Source organism: Pseudomonas sp. Leaf15, from assembly GCF_001421425.1.
GTDB classification, from domain to species: Bacteria; Pseudomonadota; Gammaproteobacteria; order Pseudomonadales; family Pseudomonadaceae; genus Aquipseudomonas; species Aquipseudomonas salomonii.
Map to the genome: position 1 here is coordinate 469,070 of NZ_LMKI01000001.1, position 22,855 is coordinate 491,924.

20 protein-coding genes are annotated in these 22,855 nt (G+C 61.3%); 8 read left to right on the forward strand and 12 right to left on the reverse strand.

The genetic code is table 11. From position 1 onward, the window contains the following. Positions 1-32 precede the first annotated feature (32 nt). Complete coding sequence (locus tag ASE80_RS02320; RefSeq protein ID WP_056857491.1) at positions 33-1,127, reverse strand: PLP-dependent cysteine synthase family protein; 1,095 nt, start codon at positions 1,125-1,127, stop codon at positions 33-35. Between the two features lie 215 nt (positions 1,128-1,342). Between ASE80_RS02320 and nhaA the strand changes: the two genes are divergently transcribed. After that, a complete protein-coding gene (gene nhaA / locus ASE80_RS02325) occupies positions 1,343-2,518 on the forward strand; it encodes a Na+/H+ antiporter NhaA (protein ID WP_056857492.1) in 1,176 nt (391 codons plus the stop codon). Positions 2,519-2,730: 212 nt separating this feature from the next. Continuing rightward, positions 2,731-4,353 carry a methyl-accepting chemotaxis protein gene (locus ASE80_RS02330; RefSeq protein WP_056857493.1) on the forward strand — a complete coding sequence of 541 codons (1,623 nt, stop codon included), beginning with the start codon at positions 2,731-2,733 and terminating at the stop codon, positions 4,351-4,353. A gap of 707 nt (positions 4,354-5,060) precedes the next feature. Here ASE80_RS02330 and ASE80_RS02335 read toward each other — a convergent pair. From ASE80_RS02335 to dinG, 6 genes are all read right to left on the reverse strand, one after another. Then, a complete protein-coding gene (locus ASE80_RS02335; protein WP_056857494.1) occupies positions 5,061-5,525 on the reverse strand; it encodes a glycine zipper 2TM domain-containing protein in 465 nt (154 codons plus the stop codon). A gap of 262 nt (positions 5,526-5,787) precedes the next feature. Then, positions 5,788-6,435, reverse strand: a complete 648-nt coding sequence (gene pdxH / locus ASE80_RS02340) for a pyridoxamine 5'-phosphate oxidase (protein ID WP_056857495.1) — start codon at positions 6,433-6,435, stop codon at positions 5,788-5,790. 27 nt (positions 6,436-6,462) lie between these two features. Continuing rightward, positions 6,463-7,629 (reverse strand): OmpA family protein, encoded by a 1,167-nt coding sequence (locus tag ASE80_RS02345; RefSeq protein ID WP_056857496.1) that lies wholly within the window; start codon positions 7,627-7,629, stop codon positions 6,463-6,465. A 143-nt stretch (positions 7,630-7,772) separates the two neighbouring features. Beyond that, positions 7,773-8,918: a serine hydrolase domain-containing protein gene (locus ASE80_RS02350; protein ID WP_056857497.1), complete on the reverse strand. Its 1,146-nt coding sequence runs from the start codon at positions 8,916-8,918 to the stop codon at positions 7,773-7,775. 82 nt (positions 8,919-9,000) lie between these two features. Then, positions 9,001-11,298, reverse strand: coding sequence for a beta-galactosidase (locus tag ASE80_RS02355; protein WP_056857498.1), 2,298 nt, complete (start codon positions 11,296-11,298; stop codon positions 9,001-9,003). A gap of 114 nt (positions 11,299-11,412) precedes the next feature. Beyond that, positions 11,413-13,557, reverse strand: coding sequence for an ATP-dependent DNA helicase DinG (gene dinG / locus ASE80_RS02360; RefSeq protein WP_017137192.1), 2,145 nt, complete (start codon positions 13,555-13,557; stop codon positions 11,413-11,415). 99 nt (positions 13,558-13,656) lie between these two features. Between dinG and ASE80_RS02365 the strand changes: the two genes are divergently transcribed. After that, positions 13,657-14,121, forward strand: coding sequence for a CopD family protein (locus ASE80_RS02365; protein ID WP_056857499.1), 465 nt, complete (start codon positions 13,657-13,659; stop codon positions 14,119-14,121). Positions 14,122-14,293: 172 nt separating this feature from the next. On the opposite strand, the gene ASE80_RS02370 is transcribed toward ASE80_RS02365, so the two are convergent. From ASE80_RS02370 to ASE80_RS02380, 3 genes are all read right to left on the reverse strand, one after another. Further along, the gene (locus ASE80_RS02370) at positions 14,294-15,052 is read right to left on the reverse strand and encodes a hypothetical protein (protein WP_056857500.1); all 759 of its coding nucleotides are present in this window, start codon (positions 15,050-15,052) and stop codon (positions 14,294-14,296) included. Then, the gene (locus ASE80_RS02375) at positions 15,045-15,338 is read right to left on the reverse strand and encodes a DUF1145 domain-containing protein (protein WP_056857501.1); all 294 of its coding nucleotides are present in this window, start codon (positions 15,336-15,338) and stop codon (positions 15,045-15,047) included. The genes ASE80_RS02370 and ASE80_RS02375 overlap by 8 nt, the downstream gene beginning before the upstream one ends. Before the next feature lie 132 nt (positions 15,339-15,470). Next, the gene (locus ASE80_RS02380; RefSeq protein ID WP_017137188.1) at positions 15,471-16,166 is read right to left on the reverse strand and encodes an OmpA family protein; all 696 of its coding nucleotides are present in this window, start codon (positions 16,164-16,166) and stop codon (positions 15,471-15,473) included. Positions 16,167-16,356: 190 nt separating this feature from the next. Between ASE80_RS02380 and ASE80_RS02385 the strand changes: the two genes are divergently transcribed. Genes ASE80_RS02385 through ASE80_RS29710 form a run of 4 tightly spaced genes read left to right on the forward strand, consistent with a single transcriptional unit; the run spans position 16,357 to position 18,042 of the window. Next, positions 16,357-16,854, forward strand: coding sequence for a DUF6231 family protein (locus ASE80_RS02385; protein WP_056857502.1), 498 nt, complete (start codon positions 16,357-16,359; stop codon positions 16,852-16,854). A 4-nt stretch (positions 16,855-16,858) separates the two neighbouring features. After that, the gene (locus ASE80_RS02390) at positions 16,859-17,329 is read left to right on the forward strand and encodes a YchJ family protein (RefSeq protein WP_056857503.1); all 471 of its coding nucleotides are present in this window, start codon (positions 16,859-16,861) and stop codon (positions 17,327-17,329) included. 21 nt (positions 17,330-17,350) lie between these two features. After that, the gene (locus ASE80_RS02395; protein WP_056857504.1) at positions 17,351-17,833 is read left to right on the forward strand and encodes an LEA type 2 family protein; all 483 of its coding nucleotides are present in this window, start codon (positions 17,351-17,353) and stop codon (positions 17,831-17,833) included. After that, positions 17,830-18,042 (forward strand): SEC-C metal-binding domain-containing protein, encoded by a 213-nt coding sequence (locus tag ASE80_RS29710; protein ID WP_082463548.1) that lies wholly within the window; start codon positions 17,830-17,832, stop codon positions 18,040-18,042. Before ASE80_RS02395 ends, ASE80_RS29710 begins: the two co-directional genes overlap by 4 nt. A gap of 125 nt (positions 18,043-18,167) precedes the next feature. Here the strand turns inward: ASE80_RS29710 and ASE80_RS02400 are convergent, their stop codons facing one another. Together ASE80_RS02400 and ASE80_RS02405 are read right to left on the reverse strand one after the other, a co-directional pair. After that, positions 18,168-19,553: an ATP-binding protein gene (locus ASE80_RS02400; protein ID WP_056857505.1), complete on the reverse strand. Its 1,386-nt coding sequence runs from the start codon at positions 19,551-19,553 to the stop codon at positions 18,168-18,170. Beyond that, positions 19,550-20,260, reverse strand: a complete 711-nt coding sequence (locus ASE80_RS02405; protein WP_056857506.1) for a response regulator — start codon at positions 20,258-20,260, stop codon at positions 19,550-19,552. The genes ASE80_RS02400 and ASE80_RS02405 overlap by 4 nt, the downstream gene beginning before the upstream one ends. Positions 20,261-20,457: 197 nt before the next feature. Between ASE80_RS02405 and ASE80_RS02410 the strand changes: the two genes are divergently transcribed. Beyond that, a complete protein-coding gene (locus tag ASE80_RS02410) occupies positions 20,458-22,836 on the forward strand; it encodes a TonB-dependent receptor (protein WP_056857507.1) in 2,379 nt (792 codons plus the stop codon). Positions 22,837-22,855 lie beyond the last annotated feature (19 nt).

Consider the following 22,855-nt stretch of genomic DNA (forward strand, 5'->3'; position numbering starts at 1 on the left):
AAGCCAGCTCCCACATTAGTTGATGGGGCGTGTCAGATATTGGCGCGCAGGACGCTGTCAGGCAAAGGCTCGCCCTTCTCTACACTGGCCGCCACGGCTGCAATCAAGCCGCCCAGCTCATACCCCTGCTGCGCCAACCACGCCTGATCGTAATAAGTGCTCGCATACCGCTCGCCCCCATCACACAAGATCGCCACGATCGACCCCGACTCCCCCGCCGCTTTCATCTGCAGCGCCGCGACCAAAGCACCCACCAGGTTCGTCCCGCTGGAGCCGCCAACCCGCCGCCCCAAACGCTCGGCCAGGTAATGCATGGCCGCCAATGACAGTGCATCCGGTACCTTGACCATCGCATCGATCACCTTGGGCAAAAACGACGCCTCGACCCGTGGCCGTCCAATCCCTTCGATGCGCGAGCCGCTGTCCAGTCGCAAGCTGGCGTCGCCCGTCTGGTAGTAGTCAAAAAACACCGAACGCTCGGCATCGGCACACAGCACGCGGGTGCAATGCTGGCGATAACGCACATAGCGTCCCAGGGTCGCCGTGGTGCCGCCGGTGCCCGGGCTGGAAATCAACCAGCTCGGCTCCGGGTAATGCTCAAAGCGCATCTGCTGGAAAATCGACTCGGCGATGTTGTTGTTCGCTCGCCAGTCCGTCGCCCGCTCGGCGTAGGTGAACTGGTCCATGAAGTGACCGCCACTTTCCTTCGCCAAGCGTTCGGACTCGGCGTAGATCTGCGTCGGATCCTTTACCAGATGGCTCTTGCCACCATAGAAGGCAATCTGCTCGATCTTCGCCTGGGAGGTGGTGGCCGGCATCACTGCAATAAACGGCAGGCCGAGCAAGCGCGCAAAGTACGCCTCCGACACCGCCGTAGACCCGCTGGACGCCTCGATCACCGGCGCGCCGGGCTTGAGCCAGCCATTGCACAGCGCATACAGAAACAGCGAACGCGCCAGCCGATGCTTGAGGCTGCCGGTGGGGTGGCTGGACTCATCCTTGAAGTACAACTCGATACCCGGCAGCCCCGGCAACGGCAGAGGGATGAGGTGCGTGTCGGCGCTGCGCTGGAAGTCCGCTTCGATGATGCGGATGGCTTCGCGAGCCCAGGTACGGTGGTCGTTCATAAGGTGGGTCTCTAAGGGTTTCAGTCCCGATTTTAGGGGGTTTCCTACAGCGCACACAGATACAGTGATGACGCAAATAGACACACAATTGCTAGGCTTCGAAGCAAGCCCCGTCCTGACCGTCGCTTATAACAAATAAGAATATAACTTTTGTTTTAACAACTAACAGTACGGGTTAGGGTACCCACCTATTGAACCTTATTGGAGAGCATCCCTTGCCTCTGCGTAGCACTTTCACCCGTTTCTTCCAGCTGGAAGCCGCCAGCGGTCTGTTACTGATCGCCGCTGCCGCTTTGGCGCTGATCATCAATAACTCACCGTTGTCGCATCTTTACGGCGCCTTCCTTGATACGCCGGTCGTGGCGCAGGTTGGCGCGCTGCAAATCGCCAAGCCGGCTCTGCTGTGGATCAATGATGGCCTGATGGCGCTGTTCTTCCTCTTGATCGGCCTGGAGGTCAAGCGCGAGTTGCTCGACGGCCACCTGTCCAAGCCATCGCAAGTGGTATTGCCGGGGGCGGCCGCGATTGGCGGCATGGTGGTGCCCGCGCTGATCTACTGGGCGCTGAACAAGGACAACCCCGCCGCACTCGCCGGCTGGGCAATCCCGATGGCCACCGATATCGCTTTTGCACTCGGCGTACTGGCCCTGCTGGGCAAGCGGGTGCCGGTGTCACTCAAGTTGTTCCTGATGACCCTGGCGATTATTGATGACCTGGGCGCCATCATCGTCATTGCGGTGTTCTACTCCGCCGAGTTGTCGAACGCGGCCCTGGCTGGCGCGGCCACGTGCCTGGTCGCCTTGATCGCGATGAACCGCCTGGGCGTGGTCAAACTAGGCCCGTACATGATCATCGGCTTGATCCTGTGGGTCTGCGTGCTCAAGAGTGGCGTGCACGCCACCCTGGCCGGGGTGACCTTGGCGTTCTGCATTCCACTGCGCACCAAAAATGCCGAACCCTCGCCACTGCTGACCCTGGAGCACGCCCTGCACCCATGGGTGGCCTACGCCATCCTGCCGTTGTTCGCCTTCGCCAACGCTGGCGTGTCGCTGACCGGCGTCACCCTGGACAGCTTCACTCACCACGTGCCCATGGGCATCGCCGCCGGCCTGCTGATCGGCAAGACCATCGGCGTGTTCGGCCTGACCTGGCTGGCGATCAAGACCGGTATCGCCGCCCTGCCCAGCGGCGCCAACTGGGGCCAGGTGCTGGGGGTGGCGATCCTGTGCGGTATCGGCTTCACCATGAGCCTGTTTGTCGGCTCCCTGGCGTTTGTGCCGGGCGCCAGTGAGTTCGCGGGTGAGGATCGGATGGGCATCCTGACCGGGTCTATCCTGGCGGCCTGTATTGGTTATGCGGTCACAGCCCTGGCCAGCCGCAAGAAAGCCTGAGCGCTTTGAAAGCCCCACAAAATGAAAGCCCCACAAAAAACCCCAACCGGTTACCCGGTTGGGGTTTTTCTTTTGGCGAAGATGACACTTTCGCACAACGCCTAAAGACTTTGCCCTGGCCGCCGACTAAGGATTGTGGCGATCCGCCTGCCCCGCCTGGGGCATCCGCCCGACACAGCTCTTCAACGCGTTCCCTGCCCGAGCGATAACCCATGTTCCTGAGAAATATAAGAATTGCAGCCAGAGCCTTCATCGGCTTCGCTGCCATTGCGTCGCTGAGTGTGTTTCTCGGCCTGTTCGCGCTCAAGCAGATCGGCGAAGTGCAGTCCCAGGCTGCCGATATCCAAAACAACTGGATGCAGCGCGTGAGGATCCTGGCCCTGGCCAATGCCTCGCTGGATCGCTTTCGCTTGGGGGAAATGGCGCACATCCTGTCCGCAAGCGACGCCGACATGCAGACCTACGAGGACAAATCCGCCGGGCGCCTGAAAAGCGTCAAGGAGCAACTGGCTCAATATGCCGCGCTGTTGCGCACGCCGGAGGAGAAATCGCGCCTGGAGGTGTTCAACCAAAGCCTGGAAGGCTACGCCAAGAACCACACCGAGATGCTCAAACGCTCGCGTTCAGGCGACAAGGCGGGCGCCCGTGACTTTCTCAACAGCATTCGAGAAAGCTATGAGCAGATGACCAAGAACTTCGATCAGTTGATCGACCTCGCCAACAAGGGCGCAGAACTTGCCGGCCAGACTTCCGTGGCCGCGTACCAGCATGCCGTGAGCGGTATCGCCATTGTTATCGTGCTGGTGAGTGGCGGCACGGTGTTGGTAGCCTGGCTGCTGACCGGCAGCATTACCGGCCCCATCATTGAAGCGGTACGGGTGGCTGAAACCATCGCCAAGGGCGATCTCACCCAGCCCATCAACCCGACCGGCAACGACGAAGCCACACGCCTGTTGCGGGCACAAGAGACCATGCGCAATAACCTGGTGCAGACACTGCGGCAAATAACCGGCTCATCGAGCCAACTGGCAGCGGCGGCCGAGGAGCTGAATGCCGTCACCGCCGAGGGCAGCCGCGACCTGCAGCAGCAACATGGCGAGATCGAGCAGGCCGCCACCGCCGTCACCGAGATGACCATGGCCATTGAAGAGGTCGCCCGGAATGCCGCCACCACCTCCGACCTGTCCCAGGCGTCGCGCAGCATCGCCTTGAAAGGCCAGCAACGCATGCTTGAGGCGCTTACCTCCATCCAGGCCCTGACCCGTGGTGTAGCGCTAAGCTCCAGCCAAGTGGGCGGCCTGGCCGAGCAGGCCAAAGGCATCGGCAAGGTGCTTGACGTTATCCGCACCATTGCCGAGCAAACCAATTTGCTGGCACTGAACGCGGCCATCGAGGCGGCTCGCGCCGGGGATGCCGGCCGTGGTTTTGCCGTGGTCGCCGACGAAGTGCGCGCCCTCGCCCATCGCACCGCGCAGTCGACCCAGGAAATCGAGCAGATGATTGGCAGCATCCAGACCAACACCGCCAGCACCGTCAACACCATGCTCGACAGCAGCACCATGACCGAGCAAACCATTGGCCTGGCCGAACTGGCGCAGCAAGCGCTGGCGGATATTCTTGCCGCCAATGACGAGATCAATAACCGCAACCTGGTGATTACCACGGCGGCGGCGGAGCAAGCTGACGTTGCCCGGGCGGTGGATCGCAACTTGCTGAATATTCAGCAGCTGTCGATTCAGTCCGCTGAAGGCTCGACTCAGACCACCGCCGCTTCGCAATCGCTTGCCAGCCTGGCGCATGAGTTGAATACGATGGTGAAGCACTTTCAGGTGTGAGGTGATGGGGTGAAAACCAAAAGGCCGCCTCGGTTTAAGCCGAGGCGGCCCCACTTCTCAGACCTTACAGGTCATCGAAGCTGTCCCGCAGAAATACCCATACGTGATAAACACGCACGGCATTCACTACGAGGTTCCACGTACGTCGTGCAAACTTGGACATACTCGGCCCTCCCTTAAGTTGGGCCTTACCTCCAGCTCACTTACCGGAACACGTGGGCCTTTGGATGCACGTCAGTGCTCCTGTGAGGCGGCTGGGTTTATGGTCCTCGTGCATGACTCCGGCACGGATTACTAGCCCGTGGCAGTCGGTCCAAAATTCGCGCGCTAACCCAGCCAACCTGCTTCACGACGAGTGCAGAACGAGAGCGATACTAGCTCAGCCGCCCATGCAAAGGTGTGACAATCAACGACTAATCGCCCAGCAAGTTGTTGCTGTTTTTTACTGTTCTAAATTTACAGAATGGGCGAGTAAATCTTTGAAATTCCCTGTCGGTTGGCCTTGCATAAAGTCCTAAAGCGGCAGTAGTATCGCCAACACGTCAGTGCTCCTCGTGAGAACGCAAACCCAGTCGTAAACCGGGTTTGCAATAAAAACCGCCCTACTAAGGCGGTTTTTTATTGCCTGCGACTTTTCAGAAAACCGCAGGCAATAAAAAACCCCAACCCGTCACCGGGTTGGGGTTTTGTGTTTCTACAACCAGCGCTTAGCGCGTTACACGGCTGGTACCGTTAACCGTCATGATGCGCACGCGGTCGCCAATGCGGAAGATTTCATTTTCCTCCACGGCCTGAACGTAGGCGCGCATGCTGCCATCGTCTTCGCGAACGGTGATTTCCACGCCCTGGGTGCGAGTCAGGCCTTCTTCGGTGGCCGAGCCCAGTAAGCCGCCAGCTACCGCGCCGATCACCGCGGTGACGATACTGCCACGGCCGCCGCCGATGGCGCTGCCACCAACACCGCCGATAACCGCACCGGCAGCACCGCCGATTGGGGTCTTGGTGCCTTCGATTTTCACCGGACGCAGGGATTCAATGGTGCCCATGCGCACGGTCTGTACACGACGCGCTTCGTCACGGGAGTACGAGTCGCCGGTCAGACTCGAGGCGCAGCCACCCAACAGCAACGACAGGGTGGTAAAGCAGGCAACTAGTAAAACAGACTTACGCATAGCATCAACTCCAAAGGACAGGTATTCATTAGACGCCGCTGCTTGGCGCCTGTCACGGCAAGCACGCCACAAAATTGCTTTCATTCAGCCTGAGTACAGACTGCCAGCACCAGAAAACTCGACGAACGGTAGCTCCCGCCCTGATCCAAAAAACACCTGGAAGCGCTTTTCATTGTAGTCACGCAAGCAAAAACGCCGAGGCCTCTGTGTAGAGACTTCGGCGTGATGATCAACATTCAGCTGGAATGACGAAAGGTGAAGCTCAGGGCGCCAGGCGCTCGCGCGTCCACTCGCCCGCTTGCAGGCGATAGTTCAGGCGGTCATGCAGGCGACTGGCGCGGCCTTGCCAGAATTCGATGCGCTCGGGCAACAAACGATAGCCACCCCAGTGCTCCGGGCAGTCGGGCTGGGTATCGCTGAAGCGCTGTTCGGTGGCCTTGAGCAAATCCTGCAACTCCTGGCGGTCCCGAATAACCTGGCTTTGCGGCGAAGCCCAGGCCCCAAGACGGCTACCCAGCGGCCGGACCTGATAATAAGCATCCGACTCCTCAGGCGTGACCTTGACCACCCGCCCTTCGATGCGCACCTGGCGCTCCAGGGTCGGCCAGAAGAAGGTCATGGCCGCGAAAGGCCGTGCCGCAAGGTGTTCACCCTTGGCACTCTGATAGTTGGTGAAGAAGGTAAAACCCTGTGCATCCAGGCCCTTGAGCAGCAGGATGCGACAGTGCGGGCGACCGTCCCGGTCGACCGTCGCCAAGGTCATGGCATTAGCCTCCACCGGCGGCTGCTCGGTTTTCACCGCATCGCCAAACCATTGGTGGAACAACGCAAACGGCTCGTCCGGGGCCTGGGCCTCGCTCAAACCGTCCCGTGTGTAGTCACGGCGCATATCGGCCAGTGCCTGGGTCATGCGGTTTTATCCTTTTGTTTCAACGGATCAGTTTTTCGCCTGGTCGTTTGCTGCCGGCGCGTCGGCCTTGGGTGCAGCTTTCTTCGCGGCCGGCTTGGCAGCGGCTTTTTTCGCAGCGGGCTTGGCGGCGGCTTTCTTGGCCGGAGCCTTTTTCGCCGGGGCGGCTTTTTTCGCGGCCGGGGCCGGTACTGGGGCCGGCGCAGTTTGCACCGCGACCATGTCGGCGACCGGTGGTTTGCCCGAGTTGTACTTGCTCAGCAGCGCCAACATAGTTGTACGCTGAGTGAACATGATTTCCATGCGACGGTTCAGCGCACGCCCCTGATTGCTGTCGTTGGCGGCACGCGGCATAAGGTCGCCCATGCCGCGCAGCATCAAGCGATCCTGCTTCAAGCCGCTGAGGCTGAAGATAGACGCGATGGATTGCGCACGCTCTTTGGTCAACGCCTGGCTGGCCGGGGCAGTACCTGTGGCATCAACGTGACCCAGGACCAGGACCGCGGTCTTGGGGTCAGCTTCAACAGCCTTGGCAACACGTGTGAACGGGCCGAGTGTGACCGGCAGCAGCATTGCCGGGCGTTTCGGGTTGTAAGAGCCGTCAACCGGGGCAATCACCACCAGGACGTTGTCACGACGCTCCAGTTGCAGGTTGCTGTCCTTGATGGCGGCGCGCAGGCGCGGCTCATAGTCGTCCAGCCAGGCTTGGGTGATTTTCGGATCGGGCATCTGCACGTTGGTCACATCGACCTTGGCCAGTGGCTTTGGCTTGCTTTCGAACGGCCACCACCATTTGGTTTCGGTGTCGGTCTTGGCGACGGCTGGCGCAGCATCCGGCGCGGAAGCCGGGGTTGCGGCCTTGAGGTCGGCTTTCAGGTCGGCCTTGGCATCTGCCGCCTTTTCGTCGGCGCGCTTGGCTGCGAATGGCCACCAGTTGAAGCCGGTGTCAGCCTTGGCTACCGGTGCAGGTGCAGACGCTGGAGCTGGAGCAGTAGCGGCTACAGGCTCGACAGGCTTGGCGCCGGCGGCAGGTTTGGCATCCGGCTTGGTGTCGGTTTGGCTCACTGCGTCCTTGGTAGCAGCCTTGTCAGATCCAAATGACCACCAGTGCCCACCTTCGGCATCACTTTGTGGAGTTTGTGCGCAGCCAGTAATAGTGAGGCACAGCGCCAGTGCCAAGGACTTGTTCGATAACATGAGGTATCCACAAAATGAGAAAAAAACGGGGGGCCTGGTTGACCCGTTAAACAGACGCTTAGAGAACAGTAAAGTTACACAATTTCGTTCAGCGCCTTCTTATACTTGCCTTTGTAACAAAAAAACGTGAAACAGCAAGCTCTTTACAGACAACCGGCCAATATTCCGACCAACTTCTGCGCACGCGGGTCCATAAGTACATAAGGGCCCAGTGTATTAGTCACGAAACCAAATGCCACATCGCGCTCAGGGTCGGCAAACCCCACCGAACCACCGGCGCCAGGGTGGCCAAACGCACGCGGGCCAAGGCCAAAGGTGGCATTGGGCAGTTGCGGTTGATCCAACATGCACCCCAAACCGAAACGGGTTTGAGTCAATAATGTTTTGTCTGGCCCAATACTGTGTTCGCGGGTCAATTGTTCGAGCATGTCGCTCTCAAGCAAACTACCGTCCAACAATCCGCTATAAAAACCCGCCAGGCTGCGCGCATTACCGTGACCATTTGCCGCTGGCTGCTGCATCCGCCGCCATTCGGGCTTATTAGTGCTGGTCAGAATAGACGGTGGGTTGGCAAATGCGCGGGTGGTCATGGCATTAGGTTCGCGCATCATTACTTGAAGTAACCGCTGCGCCGCTTCATCGCCCATATTGCCTTTGCTGCGCGCTATATGTGCCACCCGATAAAACTCTTCGTCCGCCAAACCGACATGGAAGTCCAGGCCCAATGGCCGCGCAACCCGCGCCACAATCGACTCGCCCGGCCCGCGCCCATCGGCACGGCGCAGCAACTCGCCAACCAGCCAGCCGTAGGTGATGGCCTCGTAGCCGTGCCCTTCGCCCGGTGTCCACCACGGGGCTTCGGCCGCCAGGGTGTCGACCATCAATGGCCAGTCATACAGGGCTTCGGTCGGCAACATCTGGCGAATCGCCGGCAGCCCGGCCTGGTGGCAAAGCAACTGGCGCAGCGTGATGGTTTCTTTACCCGCCGCTGCAAACTCGGGCCAGTAGTCGGCAACCGGCGCATCCAGTTTCAGCTTGCCTTCGGCAACCAACTGCAGGGCCGTAACGGCGGTGAAGGTCTTGGTGCAAGAGAACAGGTTGACGATGGTGTCGCTGTGCCAGGCCTGGGCACCGTCCTTATCGGCGGTACCGGCCCACAGGTCGACGACGGTTTCGCCGCCGATCTGGATACACAGCCCGGCACCACGCTCCTGCGGATCATCGAACAACGCGGCAAACGCTTCACGTACCGCTTCGAACTGGAGCTCGTAATGACCCTGAATCTGCACCTAAGCCGCCTTGGAAAACACCGTAAGAAGTGGCCGACATTGTTCCAGTCATTACAGGTTTTGTGAACCCGTCAATGATCAATCAATGGCCATTTCCAGAGTGCCCACCCGCATGCCCGGCGCCCTGCCCTGCGCCTTTGCCTTCATGCCCGGACTTGCCGCCTTCGTTCTCGCGAACCTTGCTGGCCGCCTTGGCTTTTTCGGCCTCCTTGCCCAGTTGGTCAACCGCCGCCAGGTTGCTTTTACGCACGCTGTCGACAAAGCCCTGGAACGGCACATCGGTGATGCCCACCAGCCCGAAGTGGCCGTTCTCGCCATCCAGCAAGCGCCCGGTGACCGGCTGGTCCAGGTACTGGAACCAATGCACCCCGACAATCGACGGCTCGGCCATGGCCTGCTTGAGGAAGTTGCTGTACGCCACGCCACGGTCTTCTTCACGGGCCAACTGCGTCACGCCGCCCCAGAACGGGCCACGGTCGGCCGAGCCGAAGTTGAACTCGGTGATCAGCACCGGCTTGTCCAGCGCGCGCAAGGCGGCAAAGTCATAACCATCCTGTGGCTTCAAGGTGTACATGTTGAAGCTCAGCACGTCGCAATACTGGGCGCAGGACGCCACGGCCTCGGGCGTGCTGACGGCATACCGACCGCCCAGCAGCAGTTGGTTGGGCGCGTGCCATTTCAACGAATCGGAGATGGTCTTGAAGTAGGCATCAGCGAAGGTCTTCTGGAAATATTTGAAGTCGGCTTCGATTTCCGGGTGCTCAGGGCTCGGCATCGGTGGCTCGAAGCCTGGGTCTTCCATCAACTCCCAACCCGCCAGGTGGATGCCCCAGGCTTTCGACAGGCCTTCTTCGTTACGGTACTTGTCGCGCAATTGCTTGAGGAACGCGCGCTTGGCCGGTACATCGGTGGTCATGCGCAGCGTGCCGTAAGCCAAGGCGTAACGGGATTTTGGATCATCGCCGGGGCCGGCCCAGGCCAGCTCGTTGTCGGCAAAATAGCCGATCAGCCACGGATCATCACGGTGGTCGCGGGCGGCAATGGCCACGGCGCGTTCGGTGGCCATGGCAAAGCGCGGGTCGAACGGGTCGGGCATGCCGCCCCACCAGTCGGTGCCGGTGCTGATGCTGGCGTAATCACCGACAATCGACAGCGGCAAGGTGTATGGCACGCGGTCGGCGCGGGCCAGGTCCTCATCGCTCCAGTTGCCCACGGTGTTGAAGCCCCAGGCTTGCAGGCGGTCTAGGGTGTGGCTGACCCAGCGTTTCTGGTCGAAACCTTCGCCGCCGTAGGTACGTTGCAAGTTGGCGCCGTAAAAATCGTACCAACGCCCTACACTGAAGCCCCGGCCCTGATCGGCACCGTTGCCGCCCCGGTTATCGCCACTGCCGTAATACTTGTCGAACGGTTCACCGGCCTTGGGCAACGCGGCGAACATCCACTCACGACCGGCCACGTAGGTCTGGTTGTTGTCCGGCGCCACGGTGTTAACACCCAACGAATAGAACGGATGGCCTTGCGGCGTCACCAGGTACCAGCGGCCGTCGCGCTTCTCGGTGCGGAAAAAGCCACTGGCGTCGAACGCCGGGCCTTTGTTCCAGCCGCCGTATGGGTCCAGAGCGGATTTGTCGCGCTCGGCCAGCCAGCCCTTGAGCTGCTGCTGTTCCTTGGCCGCTGCGGCTTTGAGTTGCTCGTCACTGCTGACCTTTTCCGGCCAGCGCGCACGGGTGGATTGGCCATACGCGTCCACCAGTTCGCTGTAGGCCGCCTTCAGTACCGGCTCGCTGTCCTGCACGCCAAAACGCTCAAGCAAAATGCTTTGGGCGGCGTTGGGCTTGAGCATCGACAGGGTGACCGAGACCACCTGGCTGCGGTCGATCTCGCCGGCACTGGCGGCCAGCAATACACGCTGGCCGTCCACGGTAATCGGCATCGGCGGGCCGGCCTTCATGCCCTGGCTCAGTGGCGAGTTGGCCTGCAACGGGATCAACAGGGTCTGGGCCGGGCCGGCCGGCAGGTCGATGCGGCTGACCAGGGTCTTGCCGTCAGTGCTCTGTACTTTGACATACAAGGTCAACGCCCAATCCATGGCGCTTTGGATACGCAGGCTCATGGCGCCGGACTGCGACCAGTCCCACACGCCAGTCTGGGGGCTGAGCACCAGGCTCGGCTCGGCCGCCGGGTTGAAGGTAATGCGGCGCAGCACCTCGCCTTCGGGGGTTTGTTCGGCGTTGTATTGCGGCAGGCTGGCGTCCTGGGTCGCCACCTTGACCACATCGGCAGGCCGTACGAAGTTGAACAGCGTTTGTTGCCCGGCAGGCGCGGCCATCAAGGGCGCAGCGAACAACAAGGCAAAAAGAGCGGGCAGCGTGCGAATCATACGAACAAGGTTCTCCCAATCGGCCGATGACTGGCCTGATGACATAAAGCGTTGGCAGTGAGATAGACCACGAAGTGGGCGACTTCGCCCACAGCAGCTTAATAAATGAGTGGCTTAAGAAATTTCGCGCCTGAACGGCGGCAAGGCATTAAGGATAGCTTTGCCATAGCGCTGCGTGACCAAACGGCGGTCGAGCAAGGTGATGGTGCCGCGATCTTCCTCGGTACGCAGCAAGCGACCGCAGGCCTGGACCAGCTTCAAGGACGCATCCGGCACCGAGATTTCCATGAACGGGTTACCGCCCCGCGCCTCGATCCACTCGGCCAAGGCTGCCTCGACCGGGTCATCCGGTACCGAGAACGGGATCTTGGCAATCACCACGTGCTCGCAATAGGCGCCGGGCAAGTCCACGCCTTCGGCAAAACTGGCGAGGCCGAAGAGCACGCTGGAATCGCCGCCATCAACCCGCGCCTTGTGTTTGTTGAGGGTTTCCTGCTTGGACAGGTTGCCCTGAATAAACACTTGTTTGCGCCAGTCACGGTCGAGGCCGTCAAACACGTCCTGCATCTGTTTACGTGACGAAAACAGTACCAGTGTGCCGCGCGAACCTTCGACCAATTCGGGCAGGTCGCGGATGATCGCCGCCGTGTGCGCGGCCGCATCCCGTGGGTCGGCCTTGAGGTCCGGCACGCGCAGCACGCCGGCATCGGCATGGTGGAACGGGCTCGGCACCACGGCCGTGACCGCTTTTTTCGGCAACCCGGCGCGCATGCGGAAACGGTCGAAAGTGCCCAGGGCTGTCAGCGTGGCCGAGGTCACCAGGCAGCCATAGGCCACGTTCCACAAGTTGCGGCGCAGCATTTCGGCCGCGAGGATGGGGCTGGCGTTGACCTCGATATCAAACAGCGCACCGCTTTCCGACAGTGTCAGCCAACGCGCCATCGGCGGGTTGTCTTCCGGATCTTCGACGGTGAAGGCGGTCCACAGCTCCCAGTTGCCCTGGGAGCGCGACAACAGGCTGCCGAACAGTGGGTACCATTCCTCGGCCTGGTTGCTGGCGATGCCGATATTGACCTCGCCGTCCATGCCTTCCTTGAGCAAGTCGGTAAGGCGTGTGAACAGGTCGGTGAGGCGTGAAAAGCCCTTCTTCAGTTCGATGCCCATTTCGCGCATATGCTCGGGGATCAACCCGCCGACAAAGCGATGGCGCGGCCGCTCACGGCCCTCCACGTCTTCACCGGGCTTGAAGTCGGCGACTTGCTCGCAGGCGCTGAACATGAATTGCTGCTGGGTCTTGATCTCCCGCGCCAGCTCCGGCACTTGCTCGATCAATTTGCCCAAATCGCCGGGCAGCGGATGCTGGGCCAGCAGTTTGGTGAGGTTCTTGGCGGTGGTTTCCAGCCAGTCGGCCGTGGAACGCAGCCGCGTGTAATGGGCGAAGTGGCCGATGGCCTTGTCCGGCAGGTGGTGGCCTTCGTCAAATACGTAGAGGGTGTCGCGTGGGTCGGGCAATACCGCGCCGCCGCCCAGGGCCAGGTCGGCCAGTACCATGTCGTGGTTGGTGACGATCACGTCAACCTTGCCCATGCCTTCGCGGGCCTTGTAAAAGGCGCACTGGCCGAAGTTGGGGCAATGGCGGTTGGTGCACTGGCTGTGGTCGGTGGTCAGGCGTGCCCAGTCCGAATCTTCCAGGGCAGTGGGCCAGCTGTCGCGGTCGCCGTCCCATTTATTGCCGGCCAGCTTCTCGATCATGCTGGTAAACAGCTTCTGGCTGACTTCATCCACCTCGATCTTGAAGCCTTCTTCTTCGAACAAGGAGGCAGTGGCGGTTTGCGCGTGGCCTTCCTGCAACAATACGTCGAGCTTGGACAGGCACATGTAGCGCCCACGCCCCTTGGCCAGGGCGAAGGTGAAGTTCAGGCCGCTGTTGCGCATCAGGTCGGGCAGGTCTTTGTAGACAATCTGTTCCTGCAGGGCGACGGTGGCGGTGGCGATCACCAGGCGCTTGCCGGCGGCCTTGGCGGTCGGGATCGCGGCCAGGCTGTAGGCCACGGTCTTGCCGGTGCCGGTGCCGGCCTCTACGGCCACGATCGCAGGGTCGCCACTGCGCCGACCTTCGTCGTCGGTGTCGATATCCCCGAGGACCTTGGCCACTTCGGCGATCATCAGGCGTTGGCCGTAGCGCGGTTTCAAGCTCTTGGCTTCGAGAAAACGCGAATAGGCGCCCTGGATCGTGGTTTTGAGTTCAGTGCTGATCATGGATAGTCGGGCGCAAAAAACGCTGGATAAATTTTCAGTGGTTCGGATCGGCCGCTATCATACCCCGCTAATTAATCCCGCGCAGAACGGAGTACCACAATGACCGCGTTTAGCCTCGCTTACACCCTGCATGTATTGGCCGCCCTGATTTGGGTCGGCGGTATGTTTTTCGCCTGGATGATCCTGCGCCCCGCCGCCATGGCGGCACTTGAGGGCCCTGCCCGGCTCAAGCTGTGGGCAAATGTGTTTCAACGTTTTTTTGTGTGGGTCTGGGTCGCGGTGCTGATTTTGCCGATCAGCGGCATCGGCCTGTTGCACCTGCGCTTCAGTGGTTTTGAGACCGCGCCGCGCTATGTGCAGGTGATGATGGGTTTGTACCTGGTGATGACGGCGCTGTTTATCCGCATCCAGGCACTGAAGTTCCCGGAACTGCGCACGGCGGTGGCGGCTGAGGATTGGCCGGCGGGCGCGGCTGCGCTGGGGCAGATCCGCAAACTGGTGGGGATTAATTTGATCGTGGGGTTGGTGGTGGTGGCGATTGCTTCGGCGCGGCCGATGTTCTGACCCCCGCGTCTGTGACGAGCTGGCTTACTGTGGCGAGCGGGCTTGCCCCGCGTTGGGCTGCGCAGCAGCCCCAATAAAGTCACTGCGGTTTTTCAGACAAATTGTGGCGTCTGGTTTTGGGGCTGCTGCGCAGCCCAACGCAGGGCAAGCCTGCTCGCCACAAAAGCCAGGATTAGAGCCGCTGAATAGTCACAGCACCCGCAGGCCCGGCCGGCCCCGGCTGGCCTTCCAGCCCTGGCCGGCCTTTATCGCCGCCATCGGCGCGGTACACCAGGCAGCCCTTGGACTGCCCGCCTTTGCCCGGCTTGCCCGCCGTACCGGCCAAGCCACCCGGCCCGCCGTCGACCCAGACCTTGATCTGCTCAGCCGGAAAGCTCTGTGGCAGCTCGACCCGCACAGTCGCCCCCGACGCGCCCGGCAGGCCGTCGCCGCCATTATCGCCATTGGCACCACGCCCGGCGGAACCCCAGGTGCAACCCGGGTCCACGCCGTTGGCGCCATCCAGGCCGGCATAACCTTGGGCACCGGCGCCGCCACGGGCGTCCACCGAGAGCTCATCGGCGGTCAGCGCGTTAATGCGCAGCACCAAGTCACGCCCGGCCTTGGCCGGCCTTTCGTGGGTACCGGGAGCACCGCGCGACGTGATCTGGCTGCCATGCTCCAGCTGCGCATTACGCACCTGCAATTGCAGCGCGGTATTGCCGGGGGCGATGGTGATGCGCGCCTCGCGGCCCAGGTGCAGCTCATCCACGGTCACTTGGCTGATGGTCGCCGGCACCAGCAATGTGCCGTAGTCCGCCACATCCAGGCGCTCCAGTTGCAACACGCTGGTGCTGCTGGGCAGGCGCATCAGCGAGTTGGTTTCGACACTGACGCTCTGCGCCAGAGCAATGGGGCTGACCAACAGGGCCAACAGAAAAACCTTATGCATGATTGGCCTCCTTGTTCGTTTCATTAACCGTTGCAGGCGCCGACAGGCCCCGCACATGGAACATCCCCACCAGCAGAATCTGCAAGCGGTCACGCCAAGGGTGTGCACGGTGTTTCAGGCTGCTGTTGAACAACAGCAATTCAAGCAGGTGGGTAAGCAACAACAGACTGCCGGCCAGGCTGACCAACAGGTGAAACGGATTGGTCAGCGGCCGGAACAGGTTGACCAGCACCACCACCCAGAACAGCAACGTCAGAAACTTCCCCAGCCCCCAAAACACCTTCATCCCGCATGCCCCTGCCTATTATTCTTTGGGCGCACAGTACCGACTTCCGCAGGCGATATGCCAGTGAAGGATGAAAAAACTTGCCAGGGCTCGCCGGCAATGCCCCTGCGGCGCCCGCAGGGGCCAGGGCTGTCAGCGGTTGATCTGGATTTCTACACGACGGTTCAACGCACGCCCTTCAGCGGTTTTGTTGTCGGCCACTGGGTGGCTTTCGCCGGCACCGGTCACCGAAACAAAGTTGCTGCGAGGCACACCGGAGCTCACCAGGTAATCCGTGACCGAGTGGGCGCGTTTTTCCGAGAGCTTCTGGTTGTAGGCATCTTTACCGACGCTGTCGGTATGCCCACTGACCCGCAGTTGCGCGCCTGGGGCTTCTTTTTTCAGGCGAGTAGCAATGATGTCGAGCTTGGTTTTGTCCGCGGCCGTCAACTTGGCCGAATCGAACTGGAAGTGCACATCGCGAATCACGATGGTTTCTTCCTTGACCACCACCACTTCCTCAACCACTGCGGCCGGCGGTGCGGGTGGGCAACCGTTGGCATCGACCTGCACGCCTTTTGGCGTGCCAGGGCACTTGTCACGGCTGTCCGGCACACCGTCACCATCTTCGTCGCCATCACCATGCACCCAGCAATAGGCGCCGGCCATGCCGCCGATCAACAACGCGCCTGCGCCGGCGTAGGCTGAACTTTCAGTAGCGCCAATCGCGGCGCCCGTCACACCACCGACTGCAGCACAGGTGGGCCAATCGGTTTTTTGCAACCCTGCGCAACCTGTCAATACTCCGGTTAGCAGAACCAAGGGTAGAGCTGTCCGCATGATGCTCATGTGATTTCTCCTGAGGGTATCGGCGGGAGCCGACAGGTGGAGTAAAGACCGCTCTTTTCATCTGCGCCAGTACGCCGCACCCCCGGTTTCATTGAGGATCGCCGCATTTTCAGGACTTTTCGCCGCCGCCCGCTCTAGGCCCGCACGCTCAGCCGCGCTAGTCTCTAGGGTTCTGATGTGAGGATCTGTGATGACCGCTGGTATTTCTTCCCGTACACCCCAGCAAGCCCTGGCGGCTTTGCTCGATTTGCACCGGCCCAAACGCCTGTTGCTGTTGGGCGCCAGCCAGTTCCCGGCGCTGGAGGCGTTTCAAGCCGAGCATCCTGACACCGTCGTCGCCGTCGCCCGGCCCGGGCCGTTGCCGCCGGAACTGGCGGCGCAGCGTTTTGACCTGGCGCTGGTGGTCGACTGCCTGGAGCACCTGTCAAAACCGCAAGGCCTGACCCTGCTCGGCGGTATTCGCAACCTTAATAGCAGCCGCATTGCGGTGCTGGCGGACCTGAACGCCTGCGACTGGAAGGACACCGACTTCTTCTCCCTCGCGCTGCAAGCCGGCGAGCGTTTCCAGCGTGATGAGCAGGTGCTGACGCTGTTTACCTATGATCTGCTTGACTACAAACAGGTGCCCGACTGGCTCAACGCCCGTTTCTGGGCCAACCCGGAAAATTTTGGAAAGTATTGGTGGTAACCCGATGAGTACATCCATTTGCCCCTGCGGCAGCGGCAACCTGCTGGATGCCTGCTGCGGCCACTATCACGCCGGCCACCCCGCGCCCTGCGCCACCGCGCTGATGCGCTCGCGCTACAGCGCCTATGTGCTGGGCCTGGTGGACTATCTGGTGGCCACCACCTTGCCGGCGCAGCAAGCCGGCCTGGACCGCAACGCGATCAGCGCCTGGAGCGCGCAGAGCACTTGGCTGGGCCTGGAGGTGGAAAGTTCGGAAGTGTTCGGCGGCCAGCCGGAACATGCATTCGTAACCTTTACCGCACGCTGGCATGACAGCACCGGCGAACACAGCCACCGTGAGCAGTCTTCTTTCGTACAGAATGACGGGCGCTGGTACTTCATCGACCCGACGGTTGAGGTGAAGGCCGGGCGCAATGATGTATGTTTGTGCGGCAGCGGCCAAAAATTCAAGAAGTGCTGTTCCAGCTACCTCTAATCACCTCACAGGGAAAACGCCATGCTTCGGATGTACAGCTTGATGCTGGCGTTAACCCTGAGCCTCAGCGGCTGCGCGTCGTGGTTTGAAGACGATGCGCCTACGCCCCACATCGCCCTGGTGAAAGTCGAGGTGGTACGGGCCAAGCTGCTGGAGCAGAAATTCAAACTGTGGTTTCGCGTGGATAACCGCGACGACGCCGACCTCACGGTGCGCGGCCTGATCTACAAGGTCAGCCTGGGCGGTTTTGTGCTCACCGAAGGCGAGTCCAATGAATGGCTGACCATACCGCCGCGCAGCCATGGTTTTTTTCGGGTGAAGGTGCGCACCAACCTCTGGCCGAAGATCCGTGATGTGGTGCAAATGCTCAAAAACCCGACCAAACCCGTGCCCTATCGCCTGGAAGGCGAGCTGAAAACCGGATTATTCATCGGTAATGACGTGCAGGTCGCCCACAATGGCGAGATAATCCCCGGCGATTTTATTCCGGAGCGACATCGATGACTCAGCAACCCCATGTCCATGGTCCTGACTGCAACCACGATCACGATCACCATGATCACGGCCATGATCACGACCACGGCCATGTCCACGGCCCGAACTGCGGCCACGCTCACCAGGAGCCGGTGCGCAACGCGTTGAAGGACGTGGGTCGCAACGATCCTTGCCCGTGCGGCAGTGAGAAGAAATTCAAGAAGTGCCACGGGGCCTGATGCCCTGAATGCAGTCAGTGTGGGAGCTGGCTTGCCTGCGATGGCGGTGGGTCAGCTGACACAGGTATAACTGTCAGACCGCTATCGCAGGCAAGCCAGCTCCCACATTTGCTCAGCATTTCAGGTCAGAGCTTTCTCTGAAACTGCAACACCACTTCCAACCCCCCGCCTTCCCGATTACTCAAACTCAACCGACCGTCATGCGCCCGCGCAATGGTGTGCGCAATGCTCAGCCCCAACCCATACCCGCCCGTGTCGGCGTTGCGTGAGCCTTCGACCCGGTAAAACGGTTCCATTACCTGCTCCAGTTGTTCCTGGGGAATCCCCGGGCCACGGTCACTGATGACGACTTTCAAACTGTCCGCCTGATCCTCAACCCGCACCACCACGTCTCGGCCATAACGCACCGCGTTTTCCAGCAGGTTCTGCACACACCGTTTGAGGCTGCGCGCGTACCCCGGCAATGGTTGCCTGGCGCGACCGACAATGGTCACGCTTTCGCCCACGTCTTCCAGGTCGGCCTGCAGGCTTTGCAGCAAGGCGTTGATGTCGATGTTCTGCCGCGTCTCGTTGATTTCGCCGCTGCTGACAAAATCCAGGGTGCTGGAGACCATGTGTTCCATTTCTTCCAGGTCGCTGCGAAAACGCTCCTTGGTGCGCGTGTCTTCGAGCATCTCGGTGCGCAGGCGCAGGCGTGTGATCGGCGAGCGCAGATCGTGGGAAATCGCCGCCAGAAAGCGCGTGCGCTCGGCAATATTGGCAATCAGCCGTTGCTGCATCGCATTAAACGCCTGGGCCGCGCGGCGCACTTCGGTGGGGCCGTCCAACGCTAACGGCGGGCGCTGGATATCCCGGCCCAGGGCTTCGGCGGCCCTGGCCAAGGCGTTGAGCGGGCGAATGGCCAGGCGCACCGCCACCAGCGCGATGATCACCAGCACCAGCACGCGCAGCAAATAGATGCGCATCACGTAGTCGAACAGCAAGTCCAGCGGCGACGTGCTGGTCCAGCCCTGCTCTTCACTGGCGTCCACCTGCAACCAGCGCCCGTCGGGCAGGCGCAGGTCGATCAGGAACTGCCCGACTACCGGCTTGGAACTGAGCAGGGTCGAGAGCCCAGCGCTTTGCCCTTCGCCATCAACCAGAGACAGGCGCAGCAACCTCAGGGTCTGGGCATAACCGGTTTTCTCCGTCAGCACCTGCTTGATCAGCCGCTCCGTGGGCCGGTCACTGTCGGTCAGCGTGCTGGGCGTATTGCTGGCCTGATCGCTCAAGGTCAATTGAAAGTGCGGCGTATTGAGTAGTTTGATCAACTGGTCGGCCTGCTGCGGGTCGTTGTGCACCAGGCGCACCACATCTGCCAGGCGCGTAGCGATCAGCCGTGCAGGAATTTCCAGCACCTGGCCATGCCGACGGTCGTACCAGATACTGCTGGTCAGCGCCTGGGCCGCGAGCATGCCGCTGACCAGAATCAGCACCAGCCGCCCGAACAGCGAACGTGGCAGCAGTCTCACGACTCCAGCACCACGTCATCGGCAGTCAGCATGTAACCCTCGTTGCGCACGGTTTTGATCAGCCCTGCCGGCAGCTGCGAGCGCAGGCGGCTGACGCACACGTCGATGGAGCGGTCGAACGGCGTGCTGTCCTTGTCGAACACATGGTTGAGCAAAAAGTCGCGACTCAAGGGCCTGTTGGGGTGTTGCAACAGCAGGCGCAGCACGCGGTAATCCGAGTTGCCCAGGCTCACCACCACGCCCTCGGGCGTGAGCAATTGCCGCGCCCGTGTGTCGAGTTGCCAGCCGGCAAACCGGATACTCGGCGCCTCGTCCAGCCGTGCGCGGTCCGGAAAGCTCTGCACCCGGCGCAACACCACCTTGATTCGCACCAGCAACTCACGCGGGTCGAACGGCTTGGGCAGGTAGTCGTCGGCGCCGATTTCCAGGCCGACGATGCGGTCGATCAACGAGCCTTTGGCGGTGAGCATCACTACCGGCGTGTTGGAGCTCACGCGCAGCTCGCGGCACAGGCTCAAGCCGTCTTCGCCGGGCAGCATCAGGTCAAGCACGATCAGGTCGATCACATTCAGCGCCAGGCGGCGGCGCATTTCCTTGCCGTCGGCGGCGGTGGACACCTGAAAACCCGCGTCGCTCAAGTAGTCGCAGAGCAACTGACGGATTTGCGGGTCATCATCAACGATCAGCAGGTGGTCAAGCTTGGCCATGGGCAGTCAATCCGAAAACGCAAAACGCAGGAGATAGCCGAACGTTCATCCAGCGATACACGCAAATGTAATGGAATGTTGTGGTGAACCATAATCACGCATCAGCGATACAAAGCCAGAGCATGGCGGGCGGAATCGCTCTTTAGACTACCGAACCTGAATGAGAGTAATTGTAATTTAGACTCGGATCATCACCTATGTCACTGCCCACGCCCCAACGTCACACGCTGCACACCACCCTGGCACCGATGTTTGGTTTCCTCGCCGCCGGCAGTGTTGCGCCGACCGCCTGGGCCGATGCGCCGGCCGCCGCGCCGAATGATTCGGTGGTGAGCCTGCCGCAGATCACGGTCGACGGCCAGGAAGCCAGCTCCACCTTCAAAGTCGACCGTGTGACCTCGGCCAAAATCAGCCAGCCGCTGCTCGACGCCCCGCAAAGCGTGACTATCGTGCCGCAGCAGGTGCTCAAGGAACAGAACGCGCAGACCTTGCAGGAAGTGTTGCGCAACGTGCCGGGCATCACCTTCATGTCCGGCGAAGGCAACCTGGGCTGGGGCGATCTGTTTTCGATTCGCGGGTTTTCCTCCGAGCAGAGCCTGACCGTCGACGGCGTGCGCGATGCGGGCATGTCCACGCGCACCGACACCTTCAACCTGCAACAGGCCGAAGTGTTCAAGGGCACCGGCTCGATCGAGTCCGGCGTTTCCGCCGTGGGCGGCAGCGTCAACCTGGTGAGCAAAGAAGCGCACCTGGGCGATGCCAACAAGGTGTCGGCCGGAATCGGCACCGACAGCTACCGTCGCTTCACCGCCGACCTCAATAAACAGCTGACCGACACCACCGCCGTGCGCATCAACCTGATGAAGCACTACAACCAAGTGGCCGACCGCGATGACGTGGACTACGACCGCTGGGGCATCGCCACCTCGTTCGGCTTCGGCCTGGGCACCGACACGCGTTTCTTCGTCGACACCTTCTACCAGAAAGACACCAACACCCCGGACGGCGGCGTGCCGATCCAACGCGGCACCGACGGCCACCGCATGCCCGGCGTCAAACGCTCCGACTGGTACGGCGACTCCAGCCTTTATACGCAGGAGAACGAAACTACCTCGCTGACCGCCCGCTTCGAGCATGACTTTGACTGGAACGACGCCCACCTGCGCAACCAGACCCGCTGGGAACGCAGCGACAACTTCGCAGTGCTGTCGCCGGCACGCTTCTTCGCCGCCGACGCCAGCGGCAAAAAAACCTGCAGCGGCACCCGCTGTGCGACCTTGGGCTACACCGGTGTAGGCCCGATCAGCCAAGTGCCCGGCAGCACGGTGAATGCCTACACCGACTACGTAAATAACAGCAACACCGGCTACGGCATCCTGCGGGGTAGCGACTTTGGCTTGTCCAAGCGCTACACCATCGTGGATAACCAGACCGATTTCAGCTTCACGTTCAACACCGGCAGCCTGCAGCACGCCGTGGTCAGCGGCCTGGAGTTCTATCACGAGACGTATGGCGGCCTGAAACGCAACGCCGAAGTGCCGGCCGGCGACCTGTTCTTCAACATGAACGACCCCAGCCACAGCTTCGCCAGCACCTACGTGACCAAAGGCGAAGGCGACCCGCGCTCGGTGATCGACAACGCCGGTCTCTACGCGGGCGACACCGTCACCCTTAACGAACAATGGCAAGTGCTCGGCTCGCTGCGCTACGACAACTGGCGCGCGCAAACCCGCCAGCGCGGCCAGGCCGACATCAGCAGCACCGACGGTGCGGTGAGCGGTCGCGTCGGCGCGGTGTACAAGCCATTGCCGAACGGCAGCGTCTACGTGTCCTACAGCGAGGCGGCGCAACCGTCGGCGCTGGGCGCGTCCACCAACAACCAGATCTACGGCGCGTCCACCACCCGCAACTACAGCCCGGCCAAGTCGAAAACCTACGAGATCGGCACCAAGTGGGACATTGCCCACGACAGGCTCAATGTCACGGCGGCGATCTTCCGCACCGAACTGGACAACGCCTGGGAATACCAGGACGGCGAATCCGCGCCGGTGCGCGCCCTGCCCGCCAAGCGTGTGGACGGCATCGAACTCGGCCTGCAAGGCAACATCACCCCGCGCTGGACCGTCTACACCGGCTTCTCGGCGCTCAAAAGCACGCAGATCAAAGGTATCAATAAAGGCGCGGAAGCCAAGAACGTCCCCGACCTGACCGCCAACCTGTGGACCACCTACGCCGTCACCGACGCCCTGAGCCTCAGCTACGGCGAGCAATACGTGGGCCGTCGCCGCTACAGCGACAACAAGGATGTCGGCGGTTTGAACAACAACAGCAGCTACGCCAACGGCCCGTCCGGCGTGTATGCGATCTACACCCGCGACCACGAAAAAGCCCCGGGTTACTGGCTGAGCAACCTGGCGGCGCAATACAAGGTGAACAAGGACACCACGGTCAACCTCAACAACGTGTTCAACACGTTCTACTACAGCCAGGTTGGCGCGTCCCTTGACGGCTTCCAGCTCTACGGCATCCCAGGTGCCGGTCGCACGCTCACCGCCAGTGTCGATTATGAATTCTGATTGCCCCTCACCCGGAGTC

Bases quoted from the DNA above. Each gene is read 5' to 3' on its own strand.
- dinG (WP_017137192.1), bottom strand. From the start codon at position 13,557: ATGATCAGCACTGAACTCAAAACCACGATCCAGGGCGCCTATTCGCGT.
- pdxH (WP_056857495.1), bottom strand. From the start codon at position 6,435: ATGACCCAGGCACTGGCCGATATGCGCCGTGACTACACACGGGACGGT.
- ASE80_RS29710 (WP_082463548.1), top strand. From the start codon at position 17,830: ATGACTCAGCAACCCCATGTCCATGGTCCTGACTGCAACCACGATCAC.
- ASE80_RS02365 (WP_056857499.1), top strand. From the start codon at position 13,657: ATGACCGCGTTTAGCCTCGCTTACACCCTGCATGTATTGGCCGCCCTG.
- ASE80_RS02385 (WP_056857502.1), top strand. From the start codon at position 16,357: ATGACCGCTGGTATTTCTTCCCGTACACCCCAGCAAGCCCTGGCGGCT.
- ASE80_RS02390 (WP_056857503.1), top strand. From the start codon at position 16,859: ATGAGTACATCCATTTGCCCCTGCGGCAGCGGCAACCTGCTGGATGCC.
- ASE80_RS02410 (WP_056857507.1), top strand. From the start codon at position 20,458: ATGTCACTGCCCACGCCCCAACGTCACACGCTGCACACCACCCTGGCA.
- ASE80_RS02320 (WP_056857491.1), bottom strand. From the start codon at position 1,127: ATGAACGACCACCGTACCTGGGCTCGCGAAGCCATCCGCATCATCGAA.
- ASE80_RS02370 (WP_056857500.1), bottom strand. From the start codon at position 15,052: ATGCATAAGGTTTTTCTGTTGGCCCTGTTGGTCAGCCCCATTGCTCTG.
- ASE80_RS02330 (WP_056857493.1), top strand. From the start codon at position 2,731: ATGTTCCTGAGAAATATAAGAATTGCAGCCAGAGCCTTCATCGGCTTC.
- ASE80_RS02355 (WP_056857498.1), bottom strand. From the start codon at position 11,298: ATGATTCGCACGCTGCCCGCTCTTTTTGCCTTGTTGTTCGCTGCGCCC.
- ASE80_RS02375 (WP_056857501.1), bottom strand. From the start codon at position 15,338: ATGAAGGTGTTTTGGGGGCTGGGGAAGTTTCTGACGTTGCTGTTCTGG.
- ASE80_RS02395 (WP_056857504.1), top strand. From the start codon at position 17,351: ATGCTTCGGATGTACAGCTTGATGCTGGCGTTAACCCTGAGCCTCAGC.
- ASE80_RS02345 (WP_056857496.1), bottom strand. From the start codon at position 7,629: ATGTTATCGAACAAGTCCTTGGCACTGGCGCTGTGCCTCACTATTACT.
- ASE80_RS02380 (WP_017137188.1), bottom strand. From the start codon at position 16,166: ATGAGCATCATGCGGACAGCTCTACCCTTGGTTCTGCTAACCGGAGTA.
- ASE80_RS02405 (WP_056857506.1), bottom strand. From the start codon at position 20,260: ATGGCCAAGCTTGACCACCTGCTGATCGTTGATGATGACCCGCAAATC.
- ASE80_RS02335 (WP_056857494.1), bottom strand. From the start codon at position 5,525: ATGCGTAAGTCTGTTTTACTAGTTGCCTGCTTTACCACCCTGTCGTTG.